Origin of the sequence: Alteromonas sp. 5E99-2, from assembly GCF_017368475.1 — a bacterium.
Classification (GTDB): domain Bacteria; phylum Pseudomonadota; class Gammaproteobacteria; order Enterobacterales; family Alteromonadaceae; genus Alteromonas_F.
In genome coordinates, this window is record NZ_JAFNJE010000013.1 from 77,342 (window position 1) to 102,196 (window position 24,855).

Below are 24,855 nucleotides of genomic sequence, written 5' to 3' on the forward strand. Positions count from 1 at the left end.
CTTGGTAAAGTAAAGGAATAAGAATTAATATAAATGGCAGCAACAATTCAATTTAAACCTCAGCAAAAAGGTCGCTGGGTATCTGGCTATCAACTTGAGCAGCTCTTAACCGAAGCCAAAGATGATATTTATAGTAACAAAAAAGCTCTAACTATTGTCGTCCAAGCCAGAGCTAATGCACCAATAAATACCTTAATACGTTTAATCAATGTAGCAAATCAGCTAGATGAAAAAGGGGTGAGCGTAACTCTGGATTTTTCCGGTAAAACCAATAAGTTACTTGGTTACTGTGAGACTATGGGCTTCTTTGATTGCTTGGCTGATGGAGTCAAATTTAAATCTCCCAATGGAGTTAATAAAGTCAGTAGGGTAAAAAAAATTGGCAATTCTTATATTTCAATTAACAAAATATCTGGTTCAGTACATGATAAAACTTTGCCAAAGAAGTTGGCGAAGAAAATTACAGAAAAGATCCCCAAAATTACTGAAGAACAGCGCAGTGAACTGTATATTCAGTTTTTTTCATTGTTTAGTGAGCTAACTAGAAACGTTTGTGAGCATAGCCAGACCGAGTTAAATGGATTAGCTGCATTACAAATATATAAAAATAGAGCTGAAATTGTTGTTTGTGATAGTGGGATTGGGTTGCTAGAGTCACTCAAGCCTAGCTTAGCGAGTCATAATGCAGCCTATACTGGGTACTCTGATGTAGAATTAATATTGGAGATGTTAACTAAAGGTATTTCAAGTAAGGAAGGCGATCAGGGTGGCAATGGACTATGTACTTGCTTTCATCATGCGAAACTAACCAATTCAGACATGCATATTAGGCTTGCGGATACTTATTATCACTTTTTTAAAGTTGCTGAAAAGCCAAATTTAGTAGACTCCCTAATGGTTAGCGAGGAGTTATTAGAACTCACAGGAACATTTATATCTTTCGCTGTACCATTTAACAAATAATTTGACAAAATAGGGTGTTATCTGCTTCAATATAAAATATGAAACAGAATGAAAATGTTATAAGTCTCATAAAGATTTTTGATAAAAATTCTTTGACAGGGATCGGGGACGATGAAGGCAAGCAAGTTTTTAACGAGCTTGTTTTTTTTATCGATAAAAAACCTGAATATAAAATCTTCTATATCTCAATTAAAGATGTTGTGTTTGACGCATCTTTTGCGAGAGAGGCGCTTGTTCGTCTAGCAAAGCATTATAGAAAAGAGAAAGGGATCTGCCTCGTCGATGCTGAAAAAGAAATGTTAAGACTTAATATCTTAGCTCCTGTGTTGAGTTTAAATCAACCAATGCCTTTTTATAATGGTGATCATTTTGATCATATTAAAATGGATAAAGTTGGTAGCCCCTCTAAAACAAATAAACCTATATTTGATTTTGTTTATAAAAATGGTATTTCTAGTGCAAGTGATGTTGCAGAGTACCTTGACTTTAAAGTGAATAACGCAAGTACAAAACTAAAATCGCTATATGAAGATGGCTTCTTACTTCGAATAGAAGATAAGTCTGAAACAGGCGGTGTCGAGTTCAAATATTACGCCATAAAATAGACCATCAAAAAAAACTTTGATCCTTTTGTTCAAATATGTATACTAAGACCATCAAAATTTATTTTGATGGTCTAGCTTTGTTGTACATTAGATTGAATCACTGGATTTATGAAAGTCAAAAAAGCTTATCAAGGGAAGGATTGCCTGATCGAGTTACCAGCAAGATCAGACAAAGATGAACCACACTTGAGAGGCACATCTAAGAAATTTTTTACGTTCCAAGCGAGACTAAATTTAGTCTATTTCGTAATTTATTTCAACCTTTAGCCTCTCTTTAAACTTTAAGGAGTTGGCGATGGCCGATAAGAAAAAAAAGATCCGTGTCCCTAAGGGCATGAAGCTGATTTTTCGCAGATATCGAAAAGATCCCAAGTCAAAACAACTATTAGATGCTCGCAAATATGGTTGTAAGGCTTGGCCTATTTTGGTTCCAGCGAAGTAACAGCTAGCTAAAACTAGGGCATTAAGCGTGATGTTTCATGCCCATATTCTTATTAAATTTTACGGAGTAGTTAAAATGACTAATTCAAAACAATCTTCAAAGGCGTTGGCTTCAAAAGCCGCGTCCACATTAAACGATCCATCTGCATCACAAGTGCAAAAATCGCTAGCTGCATCAGTGCTAAGCCAGTCAAGTTCAAGCAATCAAACAAGTAGTGAGATGGAAACAAAAGCTTCTGATGTATTAAAAAGCAGTAAATATAGCGATGACACCAAGTCATTCGCAGCGTCAGTGTTATCCCAGTCAAATAAAGCAAGATAACAAATATTAACAACCAATAACTGCGCTATTTATTAGCGCAGGTGGGGGACGTATGTCTTTTAATAATTTAGCAGTACAAAGTATGAGCACATCTAAGTGGGAAGATAAATTTAAAAACTGGTCAACAGGGCCGGGTAAAACAGAGCAAGAGCGCTGTGAAAACGCCATTAATATGATTAAGAGCGCAATAAATGCATCTGAAAAATTAAAGAGCAAGTCAATAAAAGTTTTCCTGCAAGGATCTTATCGAAACAAGGTAAATGTTCAGGCCGATTCTGACGTTGATGTTGGTATTGTTTGTTCTGATGTCTTTTTTGGGGATTACCCGAAAGGGTATAACAGAGACTCATTTGGTTATGTGGCTGCATCTTATACCTTTGACGATTTCAAAAATGATGTAGAGGAAGCGTTAGTTGAAAAGTTTGGTGAAGCGGCGGTAACACGTGGTAGTAAAGCATTTGATATTAAAGCTAACACCTATCGAGTTGAAGCCGATGTTGCCCCTTTTATGGAGCATAGGCGTTTTAAAGCGGATGGTAGTTATATAACAGGTGTTCAACAATTTTCAGACGATGATAAAAAAGTTATTAATTGGCCTGAACAACATTACGAGAACGGCGTAAGTAAAAATGCACTTACTTCACGAAGATATAAACGAACAGTACGAGTCTTAAAAAAATTAACTAATGAAATGGCCGCAAATGGAATTGAGGATGCCAAAGGCATTCCGGGCTTTTTGTGTGAATGTTTGATGTGGAATGTACCGAATCATTATTTTAGTTACACCTCATTTTATGATGTTTTACGCAACTCGATCATATACCTGCACGAAGAACTAGGAAAAGAGTCTTCGGATGAATGGGGCGAAGTGAGTGAACTAAAATATTTATTTAGACCAAGCCAAAAATGGACAAAACAACAGGCCCGTAAGTTATTAGTTGCAGCATGGAACTACGTTGGGTACGAATAATGAAAAATATAGTACTCAAAAGCACAATTTACGTTTTGATTGGAGTGTCTGCGCTAATCTGGTTTGGATTAGCTTGGGCAGGTGATCTAAACCTGTCATTGGCTAAAGATTTCTTTAGTCTTGTACCTAAAGTTGTTAGTGCAGATCTATTACTTATCGCCGTTTTTGTTAAATGGGGATGGAAATTTAAAATATTTAGGGGCTGGTTAGTACCGTTTCCCGATCTAAACGGTACTTGGGTTGGTTACGTATACTCTAACTGGGTAGATGAAGCGACAGGTAATAAAATAGCACCTATCCCCGCAATGCTCACCGTTAAGCAAACATTTTTTACAACATCATATGTTGTTAGAACTTCTGAAATGCAAAGTGATTCTTATGTTGAGGGCTTTTTAATTGATGAGCAACGTCAACAAAAAGAACTTACTTACAGTTATACGAGTAAACCACGCGTTAGCTTGAATCACCGAAGTAACCCTCATGACGGTGCATGTGTCTTGTCTATTATTGAAAGCCCCAAGCGTAAACTAAAAGGCCGCTATTGGACTGAGCGACAAACAACAGGCGAGATGACCTTTGATTTCTACAATGATGATTTACTTGAGGAGTTGCCCGAAGATCACTGCGAACACCCAAAAACTGAGCCTGAAAACAGGAGGTAATATGAAAAGTATTTTAAATCATGCCTCAGTATTCATTAGTCTAGTATTGGCATCATTTTATAGCATTGGGTTGATGTATCATCAAAGTTTTCTAATGGCCTTTGGTATCGAAGAAACACAATTTCCGCTGTCTATCGACAGAATTTTCTATCAAGGTTTCTTTGCCTTTGCAGAGTTAACAGCGCCAAACGTGGTTTTTGTTGTTTTTTGTGCATCTGGTGTCCTGATAACTGCGTATTTGGCGCTTTTAGTCGTTGAAGTAGCTAAGCGCGTCAATGTTGTAAAACCGATCCTTTCAAAGTTACAAAAAGCATTTACTCAAGAGCCTAATAAAGTTGAACTGTCCCCTGTACTTGAAGGCTTTACTGAATTTTCAACAAAAGTATTTTGGTACATATGCGCTGGAGTCCTCTCCTACCTGTCGGTGCTACTGGTGCTGATAGCGGCTGAACACGCAGGAAAAGCTAATGCACAACGCTACAAAGACAAATTTACGAATAATGAAGTTGCAATAGATACATTATTAGTTGAAGTATCAAAAAGCGAATTTGAAACATTTAGAGATTACTCAATTGTATGTAACAGCTCGCAGTGTGCTTACTTTGACGGTGTTACCTCATCTGTATTCAATAACAGCGCAGTAAAGTCTCTACGCTCCAAACCTATTTCAATATAAACCTTACTTTCTGCTTAAATAATCTACTGGAATTAATAAAATACGATGACAACGCCTTTAATCAACACCCAAGACCAACGCGCAATGAAAGCTGCTTTTTCTATGTTGAGCTTTCCTCATAAATATTTTGCTAATCCTGCAAACATTCCTAGATTGAAAGCAATGTTTGAAGGACATGAATCAGCGGAGCAGCTCATTGACTTGCTTAGTGAATTGCAGCTAAAGCTTGCAAACTATATGGATTTTTCTACCAAAGATATCGGTGGATATAAAAGGATTAAAGATGTTATTTCTGATCAAACAATTAAATATGTAAATGTTCAATCGGAATTTCAAGATGAAACACCATTAGAGTTAACATCAGTTGGTATTGATAACCACATACGTAACGTAAATATGAATGTGGCTGAACTCATCAATGATCAACAGATTAAATTGAACGATGGTGAGTTGGATTCTGATGTAGTATCGGAAATTTTAGATACAGCTTGGGTTATTCAACATTTTTCTTTGTTGGCAGCAGGAACATTGAAATTGGAAGTTCAACCAGATGGCTCCTTTTTATTTATGCCGAAGGAGTCTGAGCTGCTCACACCAGTATGGTTTGGTGATTCTTTAGAATATATGTCTTTGAAAGCGGCAACCAGTGCTATAGCAAGCTTCGCTGTTGCTACGCACCAAAATGATGAGAAGATGAGTGAATCAGTTCAAGTTTTACACGCAAGAGTGCTTTCAATTATTCCTCAGCACTGGCGACTAGGCTTAGGCAGTAGAACGTTGGAACTATTCCATGAAATAGCCGATCTGGTGATTTTCTTAGTAAATGTTGTTCAACGAAAAGAGATCGATAAAACTGAAAAGCCATTAAGTAAAGGTGAGGTTAAGCGAATGATCCGCCAATATCCTGAAAGAAAGGGGTTATTGAGAACTTATGAGCTTATTAAGGAATTTCAAAAGAAAAATAAACCAGAAGATAGACTGTTTGAAATTAGAAATGGAGGGCTTGTTTTAGGCCCGCTCCAGTTGGTTCGTGGCCTAATCCAACAGATGGAATATTTTGCTTTGAAAAAGCAGGGAGCAGATTGGCACTCATTACTTGAAGAAGAGCAAACGCGTTTTTTACTTGATGATTTAATCAAGTGTGATCACATTGATGTTCTAGAGTTTGAGCTAAAACCAGATAAATTTGACTCATCTGATTTCACAGAGTTAAGACTTGATGTTGATTTTTTTATTCGAGATAAATCGATTAATACTGTATACGCAGTACAGCTAAAACATGTCACTACAGATACAGAAGCTGGTTTGCAACAGTGGTTCAAACTTATTGGGCAAAAAGACTCTAAGTTGAATAAAGGTATTCTTCAACTTGAAAGATTAAATGAAGTAGTCAACAACTCCAGTTCAGCAAGGGAGTATTTAATTGAAAATGGTCTAACTACAGAGGAAGTTTTAAATCTAAAACCAATAGTTGTTCATAACGTTGGTTCCTTAGATTGCATTACACTTCACAATAATATTTGCCTATATGATTTATACACATTCAAAAAAGTATTATCAGGTTGTTGGGGTTCCATTGAGTTATTTAAAGATGGTCACTATGAAAGCTCATTTGATGAACAAAAAAATAGGAGCAGTGTTGATCTATCTAATCCATACAATGTCATTGAGCAGTATATTCAAGAGGCTAGATTTACCGAATTAAGGCATTTTGATGGAGCAAGGTATATTACAAGAAGCGTAACGATAAATGGAAATAAAATCTGCGCAGCAGGGGTTGGGATTTAATAAACAATTTTATTAATCTCCAGAAAGAACAAAGGAGAGCAATTAGCTCTCCTAAAGTTACTATACGACAACAAAAGTTGAAGGGTTAGCCGCTGCCTAACCTGCCAAAAACTTGTCTTTTACAGACCGACCTTCAGCAAGGTGCCTACGCGGGTCTCGTCTGGATTTTAAGAGCGGGGAGACTCAAGCACACTCTATATTGACTATTATGAGCTTAATTAATCTAATCGTCAAGTTCGTTTAGCAGATGAACTTATTAAGCTAGCGCCATGAATTATAGCCTGAGGAAACATTTGTTGCACTAAGTTATGGGCTGTTATTAATGTTGTACCTGTTGCCAATAAATCATCAACTAATAAAATTCGCTGAGGTTGACCTTGCACTGTACCTACATTATCTAAACATAATGGTGGGAATTCACTTCTAAAAGATACGGGAATTCCTTTAAGTGAAAAGTAACCGCCGAAACCACTTTCCTGTCTTTGCTTTCTCAATCTAAAGGATAATGCTTTATGCTCTTCAACGCTTACATCAGCTCTATCAAGTAAATTATACGCTTCATCAATAGTCAACTTACGTAAAAAATCGGACGAGTGATTCGCTGTAAAAGTGTTTGCTAAACGTTTACCAATAATACGACTAATGTTGTGTGATGAAGGCATAGAAATTACCAAGTCGTAACCATTTGGCTCATTAGCCTGAAATGTATTTACAATTGCTTCATAGCTCTCACGAAGTTTTTTTATACTTGTTATATCTGTCGTTAAATTATCTTTGCCTTTTAAAGCATATATTATTGGGCAGTTATCTCCGGGAATTTTATTACGATGTTTTCTTCTAGATTTACGCGAAGCTAATAGTCTTTTAAATAAAGAATAAACTGTTAGCCCTTCAATATTTTCTTTTGTTGGGTTGCCATGTGGAGTTGTCTTTAACCATTCCTTGATATTATGATCAACTTTGACTACATTTCCCTGTACTACAAGTCCCAATTACAGCCTCGATGTTTAATATTTTAAAAAGGTAGTTTAACTATTTATAGACGAATTTGAAATTGCTTTAATTCTCCATTTTATAATATCCCAGCCTTCGGCTTCAAATATCTATTGGTGAGTTTGTTTGCTATGATTAATTCAATGAAATTTAAATCTTATTATCATTATTGTTAATAATTATCTGGCGATCATTATCTATGGGTAACAATGTATTTTACTTTTATAGAATGGGGTCGCAGTAACAATTAAAGAATGGGGTATCGGCGGTGACGTCGGGGTTAACCTATTTAGTTGAACGATTTAAGAACTTTTCAGGCAGTGCCACTATTAACTTAGATGGGGTAGTGCGGTCGAGATTGGCTGAGTTTGCTGAGAAAGAGCTTTAGTTGATTACATTTGTGGGTACTGCTTTTTATGAGTACCCGCAAATTTGAGGGTTAATTAAAGCTTAGCGTCACACACCTACCATTGTCTAATTCGCGAACGTCATAGTGCCAGCCATATCGCGTTACTAGTTGCTCGGTTAAAGACAAACCTATACCAAACCCTAAATCGGGTTGATGACCAGTACTTTCAGTGTTTACATTTAAAATGGTTACAATACCGCCTTTTTGACTGACCTCTACTTGCCCGCAATAAGTGTGCTGAAAGGCATTGCGAATTAAGTTTGAAATAACGATGGTGCATAACGTTTCGGGTAGATTAATAGATTCATCATCTACATCGATGACTACAGATACTTCTTTTGAATCGACTAAATACCTTAAATCATCACTTACATGCTTTATGAGCGAACCAATATTGATTAGGTTGGTTTCGGTTTCTCTATCTTCTTTTCTTCCAATCCATAGCAGTGTTTCTGTTAGCTGCGTCATGGTATTGGCTGCACGTTCAATTCGACTTGTGACCTCTAGTTGTTGTTTACGTGATTTATCTTCCTCAATTAGCCTTTTTAACAAGGTAACATTGGATTTCGTGACCGAAATCGGCGTTCTTAATTCGTGGCTGGCATAAGATAAAAATTGACGTTCTCGCTGTAGGCTTTTTTCTACTGAAGTAACGCTGTTTTTAATGATTTTTGCCATATTGTTTAAGTCAGAAAAACCAAAATCAGGAATGGCTTCTGACAGATTTTTACTAGAGAGTCCTTGCGCCCAATTACTCATATACCGCAGTGGGCTCATGATCCTGCGAAGTAAAATAATTAATAAGATACTAAAAACAAATAGTCCGCCAACGCAGGTATAAAATATCACTCGAAAATACCTTGCTCCAGGTTCAGTCATAACCGCTTCAGGAGTTGATAAAGTGACAGAAACAAATCGCTGTTCTCCATCTACCTGAGAGATCATGGCAAAATAGGCGGCTTCTGGTTGGGAAAAAAAGTTCGGTTGGATCACTTTCTGAATAAAACTTTGATTAGAGGCTTTTAACGGGTCAAGATGAAACCGCAAATCACTAGGTAAATCTTCCCAGTGACTCGCAATTGTAAACTCGTTTAGCTGAATAGGTTGCCCTTTTGTCGGCGCTTCTAATTCAAAAAAACTCTTCATACTTTCTCTCATTGAAACATCCATACCCGCAACAAAATACTTCGCACTCAGTAGCGAAAAAGTCACAATAATTAATGTTCCGGATACCATGATACTCAGAGCGAGTAGCATACGTAGACTAATTCTTTGCTTCATGTATTTAGCTCTTCACGTAAAACAAAGCCTTTACCAACAATGGTGTGTAGCAATTTGGGGGTAAAATCGGTGTCTATTTGTTTTCTTAAATTAAAAAGGTGCACCTTAAGGCTGTTACTGTCGGGAATATCGTTTCCCCATACATCATTAATTAACTTATCTCGCGAAACGATAGAGGGACTCGCTCGCATTAATACTTCTAGTATTTTCATACCAATTGGCGAAACATGAATGGGTTTTCCGTCTCTGGTGACTTCGTTAAGTTTCAGTTTATAGACTAAAGGCCCTACGGTTATTCGCGTAACTTGGCCACTTTTTCGCGTAGATAAAACTCTGCAACGAACAATCAGTTCTTCCATTTCAAATGGCTTGATTAAGTAGTCATCAGCGCCTTGGGCGAATCCAGTGATTTTGTCTTTTAATGTATCTAAGGCTGTTAGCATGATTACAGGCGTGTCGTTACCTTCTTGCCTCATCATTTTGCAGACATCTAACCCATTTAATTTGGGCAGATTTATGTCGAGCACAATAACATCATAAGAATGTTGGCGGATTAAATTGAGGGCTGATTTACCATTGTTTGCATGGTCGCTAGAAATTCCTTCTAACTCTAGAAAATCTATAATCCCTGCTGCTAAATCTGCATCATCTTCAACGACTAATAACAGCACAAACGCTCCTGATTATACTGGTGTTAAAAAAGGTAATATCTTGCTTTATCATTAACATAGCAGGCATGAGTACTAATGTAATAACAGTAGCGAATAAAATACCATACCCTAACGAAGCTGCAGCTGGAATTAAAAATTGTGCTTGTAATGATGTTTCACTTAATAATGGGAGTAAGCCCACGAATGTAGTTACAGAGGTAAGTAATACAGCCCTAAGCCTACTTGTACAGGCATTTACGATTGCTGTTTTAGGTGGTTGATGAGCTGTTTTGCGCAAATTGTTATAGGTTGAAACTAGTAGAATCCCGTCATTGACTACAACACCGCTCAACGCAAAAATTCCATTCAGGGAAAGAATGCTAAGTGTTAAGCCATTTGCCCAATGTCCCCAAATAGCACCAATAACGCCAAATGGGATAATCATCATGATAATAAGAGGCTGAATATAAGATTTTAAAGGAATTGCCAATAGAGAATATATTACTAACATTGTGAGTATAAAGGTGTGTGTCAGCGAGTGGGTGGTTTCGCTTTGCTGCTCTTCTTCTCCTGCAAACGTAACACTGAGTTCTGGGTATTTTGCTAACAAAGAACCTAATAGATTTTCTTTTAAATCGTTTACCACTTGATTTGGAGATAAGTTGTTTTTATTCACACTGGCGGAGATAAAAGCTGATCGTACTCCGTCGATACGAGAAATTTCCTCTTTTTGATAGCGTGTTTCTATTGAAGCTACGCTCATTAAAGGAACCACAAAGCCTTGTTCTGTTCTTACGTTCGTGTTTTCAATATCACTTAGGGTTTGACGATGGTTTAACGGGTAACGTACTCGTACATTAACCTCATTATTTTCTCGTTGAAAGCGCTGAACAATGGCGCCTCCAAATGAGGTTAAAACTTGTTGAGCTAATGATGAGGTATCGAAGCCTAATGCTTGCCCTTGTTCTGTTAACGTGAACTTATATAAAGGCGCTCCCACTTCTAAATTGTGGTCAATTCCACTTAAATCGTCGATGTCGTGTAAGTACGCTAAAATTTCATCACCCGCAGACTTTAGCGTGTCGCTGTCCTGAGCTTTTAACACAATCTTGAAGTTATCGAGTAATTCTAGGGTCGAAACAATCTGTAACTTTTTAACGGCTTCTAATTGACCAATAGACTTTTCCCAAGTGTGGGCAAAATCAGAAATAGTGTAAGTCGCCGAGTCATTTAATTCGATTCGTAAACTAGCCTCGTGATCGCTAGTTGCAATGACTTGTATACTACCAATACCCGACGCGTTGATTCCTGCATCTTGCTGATACTGGGCGTCAACGTCAAGGGCTACTTGTTCAGATGTCGTCAAGTTTTGATACAGTTGCCCATAGCTAGCGTCGTCATACATTTTGATTTTTGCTTCAACAGTATCGCCGTATATTTCAGGAAAGAAAGCAACTTTTACTGTGCCTGTGATAAGCATTCCAACGGAGAATGAAAACACGACTACAAAGGTTATTACAATAGCATATCGCCACGCTAAAACTTTCCATATTAAAGGCTCGTAGAGCCGCTTATTAAGCGTCGTTAGCCCATTGTTGGCAGCATTTTGAATATGGCTCCACCAAAAAGGAGAGGCTTTTCTATCTGTTTTTAATTTTGCTAAATGGCTTGGTAAAATCAATTTAGATTCTACAATAGACAGGAGTAGGCAAATTACCACAACAGTTCCAAATTGCGCGTATATTTGACCACCGTAACCATCAATATTAGACAAACCGATAAAAGCAACGAGGGTTGTTAACACGCCAAAGAGTGTTGCTGAAGCTACCTTAGTTGTTCCTGCAATGGTGTTTTGCCTTGTATCTCCATTTTCTCGCCTTGTGGTGTAAATACTTTCTCCAATCACAACGGCATCGTCGACGACTATGCCTAAAGCCATAATAAAGCCAAGGGTCGTCAGTTCATTGATAGTGAGACCAAAAAAGCGGTCAGTCATAAGGTAAACAGTACCGAAGAATATAAAAGGCAGTCCGGCTGCCACCCAAAATGCGACTCTTATATTAAGGAAAATGGCTAACACAATGAAAACTAGGGCCATTCCAGTCATTGCATTTGTTACCAACAATGAAATGCGCTCTTTAATCAGCACACTTTGGTCATGCCAACTGTCGATTGATACATTATGTGGAAGCAGTGAATCCCATTTTTCTATAATTTCATTGGTTTGTTCTGCAATATCGACGATATCGCTATTTTCATCTACCAGAATTTGAATTGCTGCTGCGTTCTTTTGGTTGTATCTGGATAACACAAATACGTCTTCCTCAAACGTTTCTGTAACTGTGGCTACGTCCCCCAAGGTTATTCGAGTACCATCAGAACTCGTTACTAATGGGATATTGCTAAATTCTTCTGCGCTATATGCTTGTACAGCAACTTTAAGACGTACTGATTTTTCTTTGTTTCGCAAACTTGTTGTTTGCGCTGTCGTGGACGTTAAGTTGATAGTGTCGGCAATATCACTTAACTCTAGTCCGTAGGCTTGTAATCTAGCCTCGTCGACTTCGATTGAAATCATGGGATCTGGTTTGGCTTGAATGGCTAAATCTTTGATTGCAGGTTTTCTTTTTAGATCATCAAGTAGCTTTTCTGATAACGACTGTAATACAGCGTGATCTACATCACCGTAGAGCTGTACCCAAATTGCATGTTCAAGTTGACGTACTTTTTCAATAATCGGTCTTTCTGCATCTTCAGGAAAATTGAAAATGGCATCAATTTTTGTCTTTACATCAACCAGTAGTGTATCGAGTTCATAATCGCTGGTTTTTAATACGGTAATTCTACTTCCTCGACTATTTGATATTGAAGTAATGCGCTTGATACCGGGTATCATTTCAATTGCATTTTCCACCTTTATGGTTATGCCTTCTTCAGCCTGAAGCGGATCGCCACTATCGAAATTGATAGAAATAGTTAAGCTATCAGGTTCTAAACTAGGAAAAGCCTCTTTTCGTATGTCGCCGAGGGAAAACAACCCGACAATTATCACTCCTATGAGTAAGAGGTTCGCCGCGATAGGGTTATCTATAAACCATTCAATTGGGTTTTTGTTATTCTGCATCAGAACGCTCTCCCGTAACTTGGACCAGCATACCTTCTTCTAGGTGACTTAATGGGCGTTTAACAATGTATTTAGTTAGCGATTGGTCAGATGTAATGGGCAGTACATACGTCTTCTCATTTACATCAAACCTACGTTTTGCTTTCGCTTTACGTAAACTTTTATTGCTATCGACAAACCAAATATCGCCGTTTTGAGATATGGCAGAAGAGGGCACTTCCCATAAATTTTCTATTGATTTACCTTCAATTTTGGCTTTCACAAAAGTGCCTGGATAAAGTCCGATGTTTTTATGAAATGGGTTTGATACTGATACAATAATGGCTCGTTGCCGCGTTTCGCTTGATAGGTGCTTTTCGGCTCTTTCGATAGTTCCTTCCCATGACCTATCACCGGCGGCATTTGTTAGTTTTACCTTGTGTTTATTTGAAAAAGCATTCCTTTGGCGTGGCATGTTTGACCATTGCGCTTCAGACAAAGGCACGCGAATTTCTACTTTGTTTGTACTATATAAAGTGGCGACTTGTGAGCCCATTTGTAAAACACTACCTAATTGAATATCTCTTGTGACAATGAGTGCATCAAATGGCAGGCGGATTACGGTGTTGTTTAGGTCACGTTGGGCTTTAACAATATCTATTTTTGCACTGGCTAAGTTCGCTTTGGCTAATGCTAACTGGGGAGAACGAAGAACTAGCTCCGACGCTGGTTTGTTAGCTACACCGGACCTTTTCCATTCGCTAAGCGCTTGCTTGCTTCTTCTTTCTTCTTCTAGTAACTCGAGTTCTAATTGAATTAAATTAGCACGAGCCTTGGCTAATAATTGTTTGTGGTTTGTATCATCTAATTGAGCAATCACCGTGCCTTTAGGTAATATTTTTCCGGTTTTGAATGATTCAGATAGAGAAATCACTCGTCCATTAATTTCACTGGTGAACAAGAGTTCGTTAGCGGCCTTAGCTTCGCCAAAACCAATAATATTAGGGTGAAAATTTCCAACATTGGCCTTGGTTACACTTACTTTGGGTAAAGAGGAGGCGATTGATTTCTTCAAATTTACTGTATCAGTATGGGGTAACTGGTTGGAGCTTAAGCTCGACGTCCCTATTACCGTCACTCCAATGAGCAGGGCAGCGGAGAATGTGTACCTTCTAGTCTTCATTGAGTTGCTCCTAGTCCGAGCGCAAGTCCAAGGTCGATACGGTTAATTAAACGCTCATATTTAATTTGAATTAATTGAGATTGGAGATCGAACATTTGCTGCTGAGTTGTGAGTAAGTCGAAAATGTCGGCTAACCCTTCTTGGTATTTTTCTCTAAACGATGTGTAGCTTGATGCCGCACTGGACAGCGCGTTTTGCAGATAGTGCTGGCGCTGCTTACTGTTGAACTCAATAGATAGTGCAAGCTCAACTTCACTTACGGCTTTGAGTAGTGCTTCTTGGTATGAGTAGACTTGTTGAGCCAATGTTACTTCAGCAATATTAAACTGATTTCGTAGCCGGCCACCTTGAAAAACAGGTGCTGAAATTTGCCCAAGTAGTTGCCAAATCGGATCGGTCAATAGGGATTCAATTGGTGATGTATCGGAATCTGACAATATTGCTGTTAATGAAAATGAGGGAAACATTGCTTTGTATGTGGCATCTGTGCGAAAGGCCTCTGCTTTAATCCCGAGAAAGCTCGCTTTTAAATCAGGGCGTTTTGATAGCGTTTTTATTGAAATGGCATGTGTAGGAAAGAGCACGTTAGGAAATACAAGATCCTTTTCGTCAAAGGTTATTTCGCTATTGAAATGTCCGACTAATAAACTAAAGGCTTGCTCGGCCGCGTATCTTTGTTGTTGTCGTGCGACTAGCTCAGATTGTATTTGAAACACGTTTGCTCTTGCGTTATCGAGTGATTCTAAATTGTCTAAGCCGGAACTATAACGGGACTCAATTAATTCGAGATTTTGCATTTGGTTCGATAAACGATGTTGCTCTACGTTAATAAGTTCTTTTTGAAGAACGATATTGAGCCAAGCACGCATAATGCTTGTGACTAAAACATTTTTGGTTTGATCAACGTTTTGCTCTTGTGATGCTAGGTCTAACAACGCCGCATTTTTCTCATCGTTCAGTTTGTTCCAAAAATCAAGTTCCCAGCTAACACTAACCTCGGTTGAGTACTCAGTAGACTGTGTATTTTCTATTCGAGATCCTGAAACGCTTAAGTCAGCAATAGGAAGACGTTGCGAACGAATGATATTCGTTTGGTAGTAGGCGGCACGAAGAGACTGAAGACTTTGCTGTAAATTAGGATTGTTTTCTAACGCAAGATTGATGTAACTGTCTAGCACTGGAATTTGAATAAGGTCGTTTAAATGAAAAACCTCGCCACTTGATTCAGATAAAACCCGTTCGTTGGTAGATAGTTCATTCTCGGCTCTTTTGGCGAGTTCATTTAGCTGCACCTCGAAATTATCGAAACTTCCCGTATTTGTGCAGCCAGCAATGGCAATGATTAAGGGTGCTAATATTAGTTTTATACACTGGTAAGGTTGAATGTTTTCCATGATCCCCTCCTAAAGATATATGCAAACGATATAATGCAGGAGGTTAAGAGAGGGTTAAGAGGTGTAGATTGATTGAATATGAAAAATTGATTTAGGCTATTGTGCAAAGGTTACACGAAATAAGAGAGCACATTGATACCATAGATGACATTATAAAAATTAAAACTCACGTGGTATTGAATCAATGGATAGGGTTGTGCGAAATGAAGTGACTATTTCGTACGCAATAGTAAAGGCGAATTTGTTGGAGTGTAAATTTCAATCATAATATTTGTGATTTATATCTTTTTATTTTAAAACAGTAATGTACGGTGTGTTGGATGAATTTTTACTCTAATTAAGAAATTATAAGGGAAACGATGACGCTTTTGAAAAGAACCTTACTTTGTTGTTTATTTATGTTGTGTTTTCCGAGCTCAACGCAAGCAGGTGAGGTGATAGAAAATGCTCATGTGATAAATTCAAAAGTACTAGAAGAAGATCAAAAATTTACGGTTTATCTTCCAGATGATTATGATGAGCACACCGATCATCAATATCCGGTTTTATATGCATTAGATGGCAAATATTACAAACAAATGGTGAGTGCGGTTATCGCGCGTTTTTACGACGATTGGTTAATACCTGATACTATTGTGGTGGCGATAGAAAATGAAGATCGCATACGTGATTACACTCCCGTGCCCCACGCAACGGTTGATGTGCCCAGCGGTAAAGCCGATCGCTTTTTAGATTATATCGAAAAAGAGCTCATTCCGTTTGTTGAGTCACATTATCGCACTTCTGAATTTCGAATTTTAGAAGGCCATTCGTTAGGCGGATTGTTGTCGTTGTATACAGTTCAAGCTCGCCCAGAGCTGTTTACTGCGCACTATGCCTTCAGCCCTTCTCTGCACTGGGGAGATGATTCAACCGCAGACAAAATCATTCGTTACATTTCATCTCGTCAGTCTTTAAATCAATTTATTTATTTCAATTTAGGTAATGAAATAAATAAAAGTGAGTACGAGAAAGCAAATACTATGAGAGATTCGTTCTTGAGGTTGCAACGCTTTTTTAACGAAACTAGTATCCCAGGATTAAGAGTGAAAAGTGAGCTATTTTCCACATTACCTCATGCAGCCACTAATACCTTGGGGCTAGTACATGCTACTCATGAACTCTATAGAAATTGGGTTTTACCTTTTCCAGTAATGGAAGGTGGGCCAAATGCCATTACGGCACATTACAAAAAGCTATCGGCGGATCTTTACTATGAAGTGAAACCGGACAAGGGATCAATAAATTTTGCTGCTGATTATATTACAAATGGCGTAAAAGCCCCTGAGCGTGGTTTAGCATTATTAAAATATAATGCTGAGTTGTACCCAGATTCTGCGTTAGTGCAATTTAATTTAGCCAAAGGTTACAAAGAGCGTGAAAATCTTAAATTGGCTAAACAAATCGCAGAACAAGCGTTAACACTTATCGCGCTAGACGAAGATGAACTGAAAACCAGCATCACCCAATTTTTAGAAGCGCTATAAGGTTTGAGCTAGTCACCCATAATGTGACGATAATTACTTGCATTATAGGCACCGTCGCTAACCGAACACTTAAACAAACCAAACTAATCAAAAGTACAGCTGTGAAAGAGGGAGTAAATAGCTTTTATTCTCCTTATCATGATACTCCAAAGCGTTTTCGTCTGAGCGCGGCACTTCTAAAAATTGAGTAACGTTACAAACTGGCACAGAAGTCAGTCGACAGTATTTTTTATGTTAATGAAAATGAAGGCACTTGAATGGTTCAAGTATTTATTAATAAAAAGGGAAGTTTTGTATGAATAGTCATTCTATTGTTGAACTCAACGAAGAGTCGATTGATCTAATATCGGGAGGTAGCTCTAATATTGATTGGGGAGCCGTTGGTGCATGAGCTGCGTTCATAGAAATAAGTATTGCAGTTGCGACGACACCTGTAGGTTGGGTAGGTGCCGGCTTTGCAGCCGTCTCAGCGTTTGGAGGAGGCTTTGCTGTTGGTACAGGGGCTGGCTTTTTTATGGATGAACTAGGCTGGTAAATATGCTTAAAATAACGTTTAACTTTTGTTAGCTACTAATAAAACATTCTAATACTTCGAGGTATGATTATGTTTAATGGAATAAAACACTATCGAGTTATTCATTTAACGATGTGGGTTGCAGCCGGCTTGTGCGCCAGTGTAGGTTATCTATATGATTTAACTGTTGTTGGAGTTGGAGTTGGGTTGGGGCTTGGTGCAATTCTGGCTTACATTGGGTTGTGTTTGAAATATGGCAGACAAAATCTTAATGTGTAGAGCGTCTAAGGCGTTGTATATATTCTAAATAAAGGCTTATTGCGGCTATCACGGAATAACTTGAAAGGTCGCTAAGCCTCGTTGGATCATGGTTTTACTTGATTCAGCTGCTTCGCCAAAACCAAATGGAGCAGGGCCGGTGGGCTCCATAATTACGAGCCTTGCACCGTTATTTTCTACGGTAAAATCAGATGGCTGTTCACTGGTTTTAATGCCTAAAAGTGCGTGCTTAGGCAAAATAATGAATTGAAATTTAGCTTGGGGTAAATAATTTCTTAGTAAGGCTGCAAAAAGAACACTTTTACTGTCGCAATCGCCCATGTTGGCGTCGAGCAGCCTTATTGGAGGTAAAAAACCGGCACCATTACTTTCTCCTCTACCAGTTAAAGTACTATAAGGAATACTTTGCGCCCAACTCAATAGCAAATCGATGTAGTTTCGCACTGATTTCTCATCACCTAACAACTCATAAAATTGTTCTGCGATTTCTTTAAATACCGGAGTAAATTCTTGAATATAGCGGATATGATCAGCCTTCACGCCATTTGCGCCACTTGATGACGTAAATTTTTCAAAATAGTGCTGTTTTAAATAGAGGTCATAAGTCAGCTGCTTTTGATTTTGAAATTCGGTGTGCAATAAGTTTATTAACTGAGGGTTATCACTGCGGATGGAAACGTCTAAGTCATTGCCAATTTGCTGTAAATTAATTCTTGCTTTGCGTGGATCTACGCCTTTGGCTAAACGAGTTAGGTCTCGTCTTATTTTGCTTTGGATTAATGCGGGTTTATAGTTAGCTTGGTTGCGAGGCAGTTTTGCAATAGCTTGTTTATCTATTTCAAATGTAATGTGTCTTAATTTATTGTTGTGATCATACCAGCGATAATCGTACTTGATGGACTGGCCTTTTTCGACGCGGTTAAAACTAAGTTGTTGGTTTGGTACACCGAAAGTGGAGCGAGAAATGCCACATAAAAATACAAAGAGCAATAAGGGCAACCACATTCGATGCATCATAGCTCTCCGTTTTATTCGTTATTGTCTTTCTCGTTAAACCAGCTTAGCTCTTTGTGTAAAGACACTACACCACCTACTATTATTAACGTAGGTGGTTTTACTGATTTGGTCAATGGGTCGCTTGTGATTGATTCAAGTGTTCCAGTTACAACCCGTTGATTTTCTCGAGTGGCAGATTCTATTAGCGCAATGGGCGTAGTCTTATCTAAACCGTGTTCAATCAGTTTTTCACACAGTATAGGAAGGCCTGTCAGCCCCATGTAAAATACAACTGTCTGATTGGGTTGGGCTAAGCTTGTCCAATTTAAATCGATGGAATTATCTTTTAAGTGTGCCGTGGCAAACACCACTGATTGCGCATAATCTCTATGCGTAAGTGGAATACCGGCATAGGAGCCTGCGCCGGCTGCAGCGGTTATACCTGGCACAACTTGAAAGCTAACGCCATGGCTAACAAGGGTTTGAATTTCTTCGCCACCACGGCCAAAAATAAAAGGATCGCCGCCTTTTAAACGAACAACCCGATTGCCCTTTTTGGCTTCATCTACCATTAACTGGTTAATGTCTTCTTGAGGAAGAGAGTGATTGCTTCGAGCTTTGCCGACATACACTTTTTCAGCGTCCCGTCGCACTAGCTCTAATATTTCGTTAGATACTAAGCGGTCGTAAACAACAACGTCGGCTTTTTGCATTAACCGAAGCGCTCTAAAGGTAAGTAAATCAGGATCGCCTGGACCTGCACCAACCAGATAGACTTCGCCTTGAATGTTTTGTTCTGTACCTGCAGCATCAAGAGCAAGTTCAAAATCTTGTTCGGCTTTGTCCATTTGGTTTTTAACTACAGATTCGCCGATATCGCCATCGAGTACATCTTCCCAAAAATACCGTCTTGCGGTTACTGAAGGTAGTTTTGCTTTTACTTTGTCTCTGAAACGTTCAGAAAATTCACCTAAACGACTCACATGGGTAGGGATGACTGATTCTAACTTTTGTCTTAGGTAACGAAGTAATACTGGCGCTACACCACCGCTGCTCATGGCAATGATGATGGGGGAACGATCTACAATAGAAGGGGTAATAAATTTACAAAGTGGAGTATTGTCCACAACGTTAACTAAAATGCCTCGTTCTGTGGCCAGATCGTGTACATATTTGTTTACGTTTTCGTCATCAGTTGCCACAAACACAATATTAATATTGTCTAAATCAGCATCTTCAAACTTTCTATGATGAAAGGTCAGGTCGTTATCGTTAACCAGCTTGGTTACTGTAGAGACCGCTTCAGGAGATACTACAGTAATCTTGGCTGGTGTTTTTAAGATAAGTTCTAGTTTTCGCGCTCCCACTTCGCCAGCCCCTACAACGAGGCAGCGCAAGTGGTTCGCGTCTAGAAATACCGGAAAATACTGCATAACGTGTTGCGTTACTTGCTATCTTCTCTTGGCTTACGACGACGCTTAGGCGGCGTGTCAGACCATTCTCTTATATTTAATCGCTGACCCGCTACCCGTGTTTGACGAAGGGAATTACAGGTTTCTTTTGGCATACCTTCTGGTAAATCAACAGTACTGTATTGGTCGTGGATTTGGATTGCACCTATGTGCTTACTGTCAATGTTTGCTTCATTAGCAATAGCACCAACAATATTACCCGGTTTTACTTTATGGGCATGACCTACATCAATTCTAAAACGCTGCATGCCTGCTTCAGCAGGACGGTTTTTACGACCACCGCCATCTCTGCCTTCTCTTCCACCTCTACGCGGGCCTCGGTCGCCACGGTCAGATTTATCGTATTCACGACGTTCTCTTGGTGGTCTGGCGTCTAGGTTTGGACGATCAGATTCCTTCAATATCAGTGGTTCTTCACCTTGAGCTAAGCTCATTAATGCTGCCATTAATATTTCAGGAGAGGTTTCAGATTCTTCTTTAAGCATCTCAACGATAGGCATTAATGTTTCTAATGAATCGTCTCTAGTGGCATCCATCACCGATTGCTTAAACTTGCTCAAACGGGTTTCGTTTAGCTCGCTAATCGATGGTATTTGCATTGGTGCAATAGTTTGCTTAGTGGTGCGCTCGATAGATTTAAGCAAACGCTGTTCACGGTGCGAAATAAACAAAATTGCATCGCCTTCACGACCCGCACGACCAGTACGACCAATTCTGTGAACGTAAGATTCAGTATCATAAGGAATGTCGAAGTTAACAACGTGGCTGATACGCTCAACATCTAATCCACGTGCAACAACATCAGTTGCAACTAGAATGTCGATTTTGCCCTGCTTTAATCGTTCAACAGTACGCTCACGAGATTGTTGAGGAATATCGCCATTTAGAGGTTCAACGTCGTGACCACGAGCAGAGAGTTTATCTGCTAATTCTTGTGTTGCGGTTTTGGTGCGCACGAAAATAATCATGGCATCAAAAGGCTCTATTTCTAAAATACGGGTTAGAGCTTCAAGTTTATGATGACCATTAACTTGGCAATAACGCTGACGAATAGTACTTGCCGTTGATACTTTAGATGCAATTTTAACATGCTGAGGATCGTTCAAATAACGCTTAGTTATTTTACGGATGGCTTCTGGCATGGTTGCAGAAAACAGCGCTGTTTGACGAGTTTCTGGTGCATGAGACAATATTTTTTCAACATCATCAATAAAGCCCATTCGCAGCATTTCGTCGGCTTCATCTAGTACTAAAAAGCGCAGCTTGTCGAGCTTAAGCGTGCCTCGGTTTATGTGATCAATAATTCGACCAGGTGTACCAACGACAACTTGAACACCGCGTTTTAGCTGGCGAATTTGGTTGGTATAAGATTGACCGCCATACACAGGTAATACACGTATTGCCTTTGAAAAGCTTGCATAGGTTTGAAATGCTTCAGCAACTTGGATCGCAAGTTCACGAGTTGGCGCTAAAACTAGGCATTGAGGATGGGCATCTTCAATATTAATTTGCGCTAGCATAGGCAGTGCAAACGCAGCGGTTTTACCTGTTCCTGTTTGCGCTTGACCTAAAAGGTCATTCCCTTCAAGCAGTAAAGGTATGCTTTGTGCTTGAATAGGCGAAGGTTTTTCATAGCCAACTTTTTCCAGCGCTTGTAAAAGTTCTGAAGGGAGATCTAAATCGGCAAAGGTTATATCAGTGGTGTCGGTCATTCATGGTCCAAAAACAAATAATAGGAAAGCAGCACAAAATAGGCTACTAATTAGCTAATTATAAGCTATCCTACGAATGGTTGCCATGACTGTCGTTCTGAGTCACACTTTTAATTATTTTTGTTCGCTAGGAAAGCTACAATGACCATTATAACAAAAAGACTGCCATTGGTCTTTGCGATAGCCACAGTTTTATCTTTAACAGCTTGTGGTGAGAAGTCCTCAGAAGAATATTTGTTAGCTGCAGATCAATTTATTGCCGCAAATAATTCTCAAGCAGCCATATTAGAATTAAAAAATGCACTGCAAGTAAATCCTCAATCCGCTGACGCGAGATTCAAATTAGGTAGCATTTATCTGGATCAAAAAAGATTTGAAAGCGCCGAAAAAGAATTAAATAAAGCCCTTGATTTAGGGTACGATATAACCAAGGTAATGCCATTAATATCAACGGCTTACAAAGAGACTGGGGCAAGTAACGCCTTAATTAATTTGTCTTATACTAAACAGGACTTAAGCCCTGTAGAAAATGCAAAAATTGGTTATTTCCAATTGGTCGCTTTAGTAGACTTAAATCAAGATGATGAAGCTCGGAAACTGATTTTAGAGCTACAAGACCTCAAGACTAATTCAGTTTACAAAGGGTTATCTGCGTCTTATGGTCATATTTTATCTGAAAATTATGAAGAGGCATTAAAACAAGTCATTGAATTGCGCAAACAGTCGCCAATGAATGAAGATGTTTTAACCTTACAATCTAGGTTATATATCATTTTGGGCCAAAAAGACAATGCCCTTGAGACTATGGGGCGACTTTATGGCCTGCGACCAGACAAAATTGAAATAAAATTCTCTTATTTGGCGGCCTTAATGGACGCAAAAGAATATCAAACTGCCAAACCCATTGCTGATGGTTTATTAGCCTTAGATGACGCTAATGGCATTTTAAATCAATTCAAAGGCACTATTTTAGCAGAAGAAGGACGTTACTCTGATGCATTGTTACATTTGCAAAAAGCATTAGTGAATGGTCGAGATAATCAAATTGTTAGGTTGTTAACAGGGTTCAGTGCCTATCGTATTGGAGACTATCAAACTGCGGTAGATAATTTAGTGGTCATCGCTGAGTCTTTGCCCAGTGAACATGTTGCATTAAGGCTATTAGCCGATAGCCAATTAAAAATTGGCCAGAATAAAGAAGCGTCAGAGACTCTTTTAGGGTTAACTCAAACGTCAGAAAATGATACCTCTTTGTTTTCTCAAGCGAGTTTTCAACTGATTCAAGAAGGAAACCTTGAAGCTGCAAAAGAAGTTGTTGCACAGGCTAATGATTTAGATAAAACCACAGAAGAGCTTGTTCGTTTGGGGCTTTTACAGCTTTCTTTAAATGACGTTTCAGGCTTCATAAAGTTGGAAGAAGCTGTAGAGCAAGCCCCTAATTCTGTGGTAACGCAAAAAGCGTTAGCATCTGCTTATCTTAGTGCTGGAGACTATGATAAAGCATCGGCACTAGCTGAAAAGTGGAAATCGGAACAGCCTTCTGCATTTGAACCTTATGTTTTGGCTGGAGAGCTAGCCATAAGCTCAGGAGATTTTGACCGAGCTAGAAGTGAACTTGAGCGGGCACTGGAGCTGTCGAATAACGATGAAATAGTTCAGTTATCATTGGCAAATTTGCTGTCAGCACAAGGCAAACATGATGATGCGATTGAGTCTACAAAAGCGATATTGAATGAATTCCCTGAAAGCGCGAGTGCGCTGACTTTTTATTATTCGTTAAGTCAAAAAAATAACGATACTAGTGATGCTATTATGCGTACGGAGCGAGCTTTAACTGCAGACAGTGATAGCTTGAAGTTAAGACTGTTATTGGCTCGAATGCAGTTTGCTAACGCTGACGTTAGCTCTTCGCTTTCTACGCTTGAACCGATTGAGTTGAACAAAGCGCTACCTTCCGTTTTTTGGCAAATGAAGGGGCAAGGGTTATTAAAGCTAAATAAGGTCAATGATGCTGCCGAGCACTATGAAACTTGGTTGAATTATAGCCCGCTGAATAAAGATGCACTACTGGGTGTTTTGTTAACGAAAGATGTTCGCCAAGATTACCAATCTGCATTAACAGCAACTGAATTGTATTTGGCTCAAAGAAAAGATTACCAAGTTGATATTTTTGCGGCCTATTTCAATGTGATGTTGAATAACGTAGACAAAACTAGAACTATCATTAACCAGCTTCCTAGTGACGCTCAAGGGTTGCCTTTTGTTAGAGGAATTAAAGCTCGATTGGCGCTGTTTGATAACCGCTTTGCCGATGCAATAGATGATGCTCGAGTGGCATATAATGATAGAAAAACAATTCGCAGTTTATTGGTGCTTGTTCGTTCTCTTGATGGGTTGGGCAAAGTAGATGAGTCATTTAACACAATAACGGATTATACCCAGTTATACCCAAAGGATCAGAGGGCTAAATTGCTGCTAGCAGAACGTTTAATAGCAAAAGACAAAGCTGCAGCAATCCAAGAATATGCCAGTTCACTTGAAAAGCTGCCTAATAATTTTGTGGCATTGAATAATTTGGCGTATTTGTATTTTGATGATAATCAATTGGATAAAGCACTGCCGTTGGCTCAAAAAGCGGTAGATATGCGTCCCAGTAGCCCAGAAGCTGTTGACACTTTGGGGCAAATTTATCTAGCACAAGGTGAAATAAAAAAAGCCCGCGCACTATATGACACTATTACTAATCAAGATAATATTAGTGATGAAGTAAGCCTTCACTATATTGAGTTGCTAATGAAAATGGGTGATGAGCAAAGAGCTCAGCGGCGATTTACTGATACAAGCTGGACGTTACCAGAGATGCAGCAAAGAGCACAAAGTGCGCTGAACGGTCAGTAGTTGTAATAAATATCTCGA

The 24,855-nt window shown here is 38.9% G+C and carries 19 protein-coding genes; 10 read left to right on the forward strand and 9 right to left on the reverse strand.

Annotated features, from left to right (window positions below):
- Window positions 1-33 precede the first annotated feature (33 nt).
- From J3L16_RS13350 to J3L16_RS13380, 7 genes are all read left to right on the forward strand, one after another.
- Window positions 34-963, forward strand: a complete 930-nt coding sequence (locus J3L16_RS13350) for a hypothetical protein (protein ID WP_207613487.1) — start codon at window positions 34-36, stop codon at window positions 961-963.
- A 38-nt stretch (window positions 964-1,001) separates the two neighbouring features.
- Window positions 1,002-1,568 (forward strand): hypothetical protein, encoded by a 567-nt coding sequence (locus tag J3L16_RS13355; RefSeq protein ID WP_207613488.1) that lies wholly within the window; start codon window positions 1,002-1,004, stop codon window positions 1,566-1,568.
- A gap of 517 nt (window positions 1,569-2,085) precedes the next feature.
- Window positions 2,086-2,331 (forward strand): hypothetical protein, encoded by a 246-nt coding sequence (locus J3L16_RS13360; protein ID WP_207613489.1) that lies wholly within the window; start codon window positions 2,086-2,088, stop codon window positions 2,329-2,331.
- Between the two features lie 52 nt (window positions 2,332-2,383).
- Window positions 2,384-3,301 carry a nucleotidyltransferase gene (locus tag J3L16_RS13365; protein ID WP_242698836.1) on the forward strand — a complete coding sequence of 306 codons (918 nt, stop codon included), beginning with the start codon at window positions 2,384-2,386 and terminating at the stop codon, window positions 3,299-3,301.
- A complete protein-coding gene (locus J3L16_RS13370; RefSeq protein WP_207613490.1) occupies window positions 3,301-3,963 on the forward strand; it encodes a hypothetical protein in 663 nt (220 codons plus the stop codon). Before J3L16_RS13365 ends, J3L16_RS13370 begins: the two co-directional genes overlap by 1 nt.
- A gap of 1 nt (window position 3,964) precedes the next feature.
- Entirely contained in the window at window positions 3,965-4,639 is a 675-nt protein-coding gene (locus J3L16_RS13375; RefSeq protein WP_207613491.1) for a hypothetical protein, read from the forward strand.
- 45 nt (window positions 4,640-4,684) lie between these two features.
- Window positions 4,685-6,427 carry a hypothetical protein gene (locus tag J3L16_RS13380; RefSeq protein WP_207613492.1) on the forward strand — a complete coding sequence of 581 codons (1,743 nt, stop codon included), beginning with the start codon at window positions 4,685-4,687 and terminating at the stop codon, window positions 6,425-6,427.
- A 230-nt stretch (window positions 6,428-6,657) separates the two neighbouring features.
- Here J3L16_RS13380 and J3L16_RS13385 read toward each other — a convergent pair whose 3' ends face one another.
- From J3L16_RS13385 to J3L16_RS13410, 6 genes are all read right to left on the reverse strand, one after another.
- Complete coding sequence (locus J3L16_RS13385) at window positions 6,658-7,419, reverse strand: hypothetical protein (RefSeq protein WP_207613493.1); 762 nt, start codon at window positions 7,417-7,419, stop codon at window positions 6,658-6,660.
- Between the two features lie 440 nt (window positions 7,420-7,859).
- Window positions 7,860-9,110, reverse strand: a complete 1,251-nt coding sequence (locus tag J3L16_RS13390; RefSeq protein WP_207613494.1) for a HAMP domain-containing sensor histidine kinase — start codon at window positions 9,108-9,110, stop codon at window positions 7,860-7,862.
- Entirely contained in the window at window positions 9,107-9,781 is a 675-nt protein-coding gene (locus tag J3L16_RS13395) for a response regulator transcription factor (protein ID WP_207613495.1), read from the reverse strand. The genes J3L16_RS13390 and J3L16_RS13395 overlap by 4 nt, the downstream gene beginning before the upstream one ends.
- The gene (locus J3L16_RS13400; protein ID WP_207613496.1) at window positions 9,762-12,884 is read right to left on the reverse strand and encodes an efflux RND transporter permease subunit; all 3,123 of its coding nucleotides are present in this window, start codon (window positions 12,882-12,884) and stop codon (window positions 9,762-9,764) included. The genes J3L16_RS13395 and J3L16_RS13400 overlap by 20 nt, the downstream gene beginning before the upstream one ends.
- Window positions 12,874-14,046, reverse strand: a complete 1,173-nt coding sequence (locus J3L16_RS13405) for an efflux RND transporter periplasmic adaptor subunit (RefSeq protein WP_207613497.1) — start codon at window positions 14,044-14,046, stop codon at window positions 12,874-12,876. The genes J3L16_RS13400 and J3L16_RS13405 overlap by 11 nt, the downstream gene beginning before the upstream one ends.
- Complete coding sequence (locus tag J3L16_RS13410; protein ID WP_207613498.1) at window positions 14,043-15,440, reverse strand: TolC family protein; 1,398 nt, start codon at window positions 15,438-15,440, stop codon at window positions 14,043-14,045. Before J3L16_RS13410 ends, J3L16_RS13405 begins: the two co-directional genes overlap by 4 nt.
- Before the next feature lie 359 nt (window positions 15,441-15,799).
- Here J3L16_RS13410 and J3L16_RS13415 point away from each other — a divergent pair, with 359 nt between their 5' ends.
- Window positions 15,800-16,966, forward strand: coding sequence for an alpha/beta hydrolase-fold protein (locus tag J3L16_RS13415; protein ID WP_207613499.1), 1,167 nt, complete (start codon window positions 15,800-15,802; stop codon window positions 16,964-16,966).
- Window positions 16,967-17,570: 604 nt separating this feature from the next.
- Window positions 17,571-17,759 (forward strand): hypothetical protein, encoded by a 189-nt coding sequence (locus J3L16_RS13420; protein ID WP_207613500.1) that lies wholly within the window; start codon window positions 17,571-17,573, stop codon window positions 17,757-17,759.
- 48 nt (window positions 17,760-17,807) lie between these two features.
- Here the strand turns inward: J3L16_RS13420 and J3L16_RS13425 are convergent, their stop codons facing one another.
- From J3L16_RS13425 to J3L16_RS13435, 3 genes are read right to left on the reverse strand one after another with little or no spacing between them, the layout of a single operon-like run.
- Window positions 17,808-18,776 carry a hypothetical protein gene (locus J3L16_RS13425; protein ID WP_207613501.1) on the reverse strand — a complete coding sequence of 323 codons (969 nt, stop codon included), beginning with the start codon at window positions 18,774-18,776 and terminating at the stop codon, window positions 17,808-17,810.
- 11 nt (window positions 18,777-18,787) lie between these two features.
- Window positions 18,788-20,188: a siroheme synthase CysG gene (gene cysG / locus J3L16_RS13430; RefSeq protein WP_207613502.1), complete on the reverse strand. Its 1,401-nt coding sequence runs from the start codon at window positions 20,186-20,188 to the stop codon at window positions 18,788-18,790.
- An 11-nt stretch (window positions 20,189-20,199) separates the two neighbouring features.
- Window positions 20,200-21,939, reverse strand: a complete 1,740-nt coding sequence (locus J3L16_RS13435) for a DEAD/DEAH box helicase (protein WP_207613503.1) — start codon at window positions 21,937-21,939, stop codon at window positions 20,200-20,202.
- Window positions 21,940-22,080: 141 nt separating this feature from the next.
- On the opposite strand from J3L16_RS13435, the gene prsT reads away from it, so the two are divergent.
- The gene (gene prsT, locus J3L16_RS13440) at window positions 22,081-24,837 is read left to right on the forward strand and encodes an XrtA/PEP-CTERM system TPR-repeat protein PrsT (protein ID WP_207613504.1); all 2,757 of its coding nucleotides are present in this window, start codon (window positions 22,081-22,083) and stop codon (window positions 24,835-24,837) included.
- Window positions 24,838-24,855: the final 18 nt, after the last annotated feature.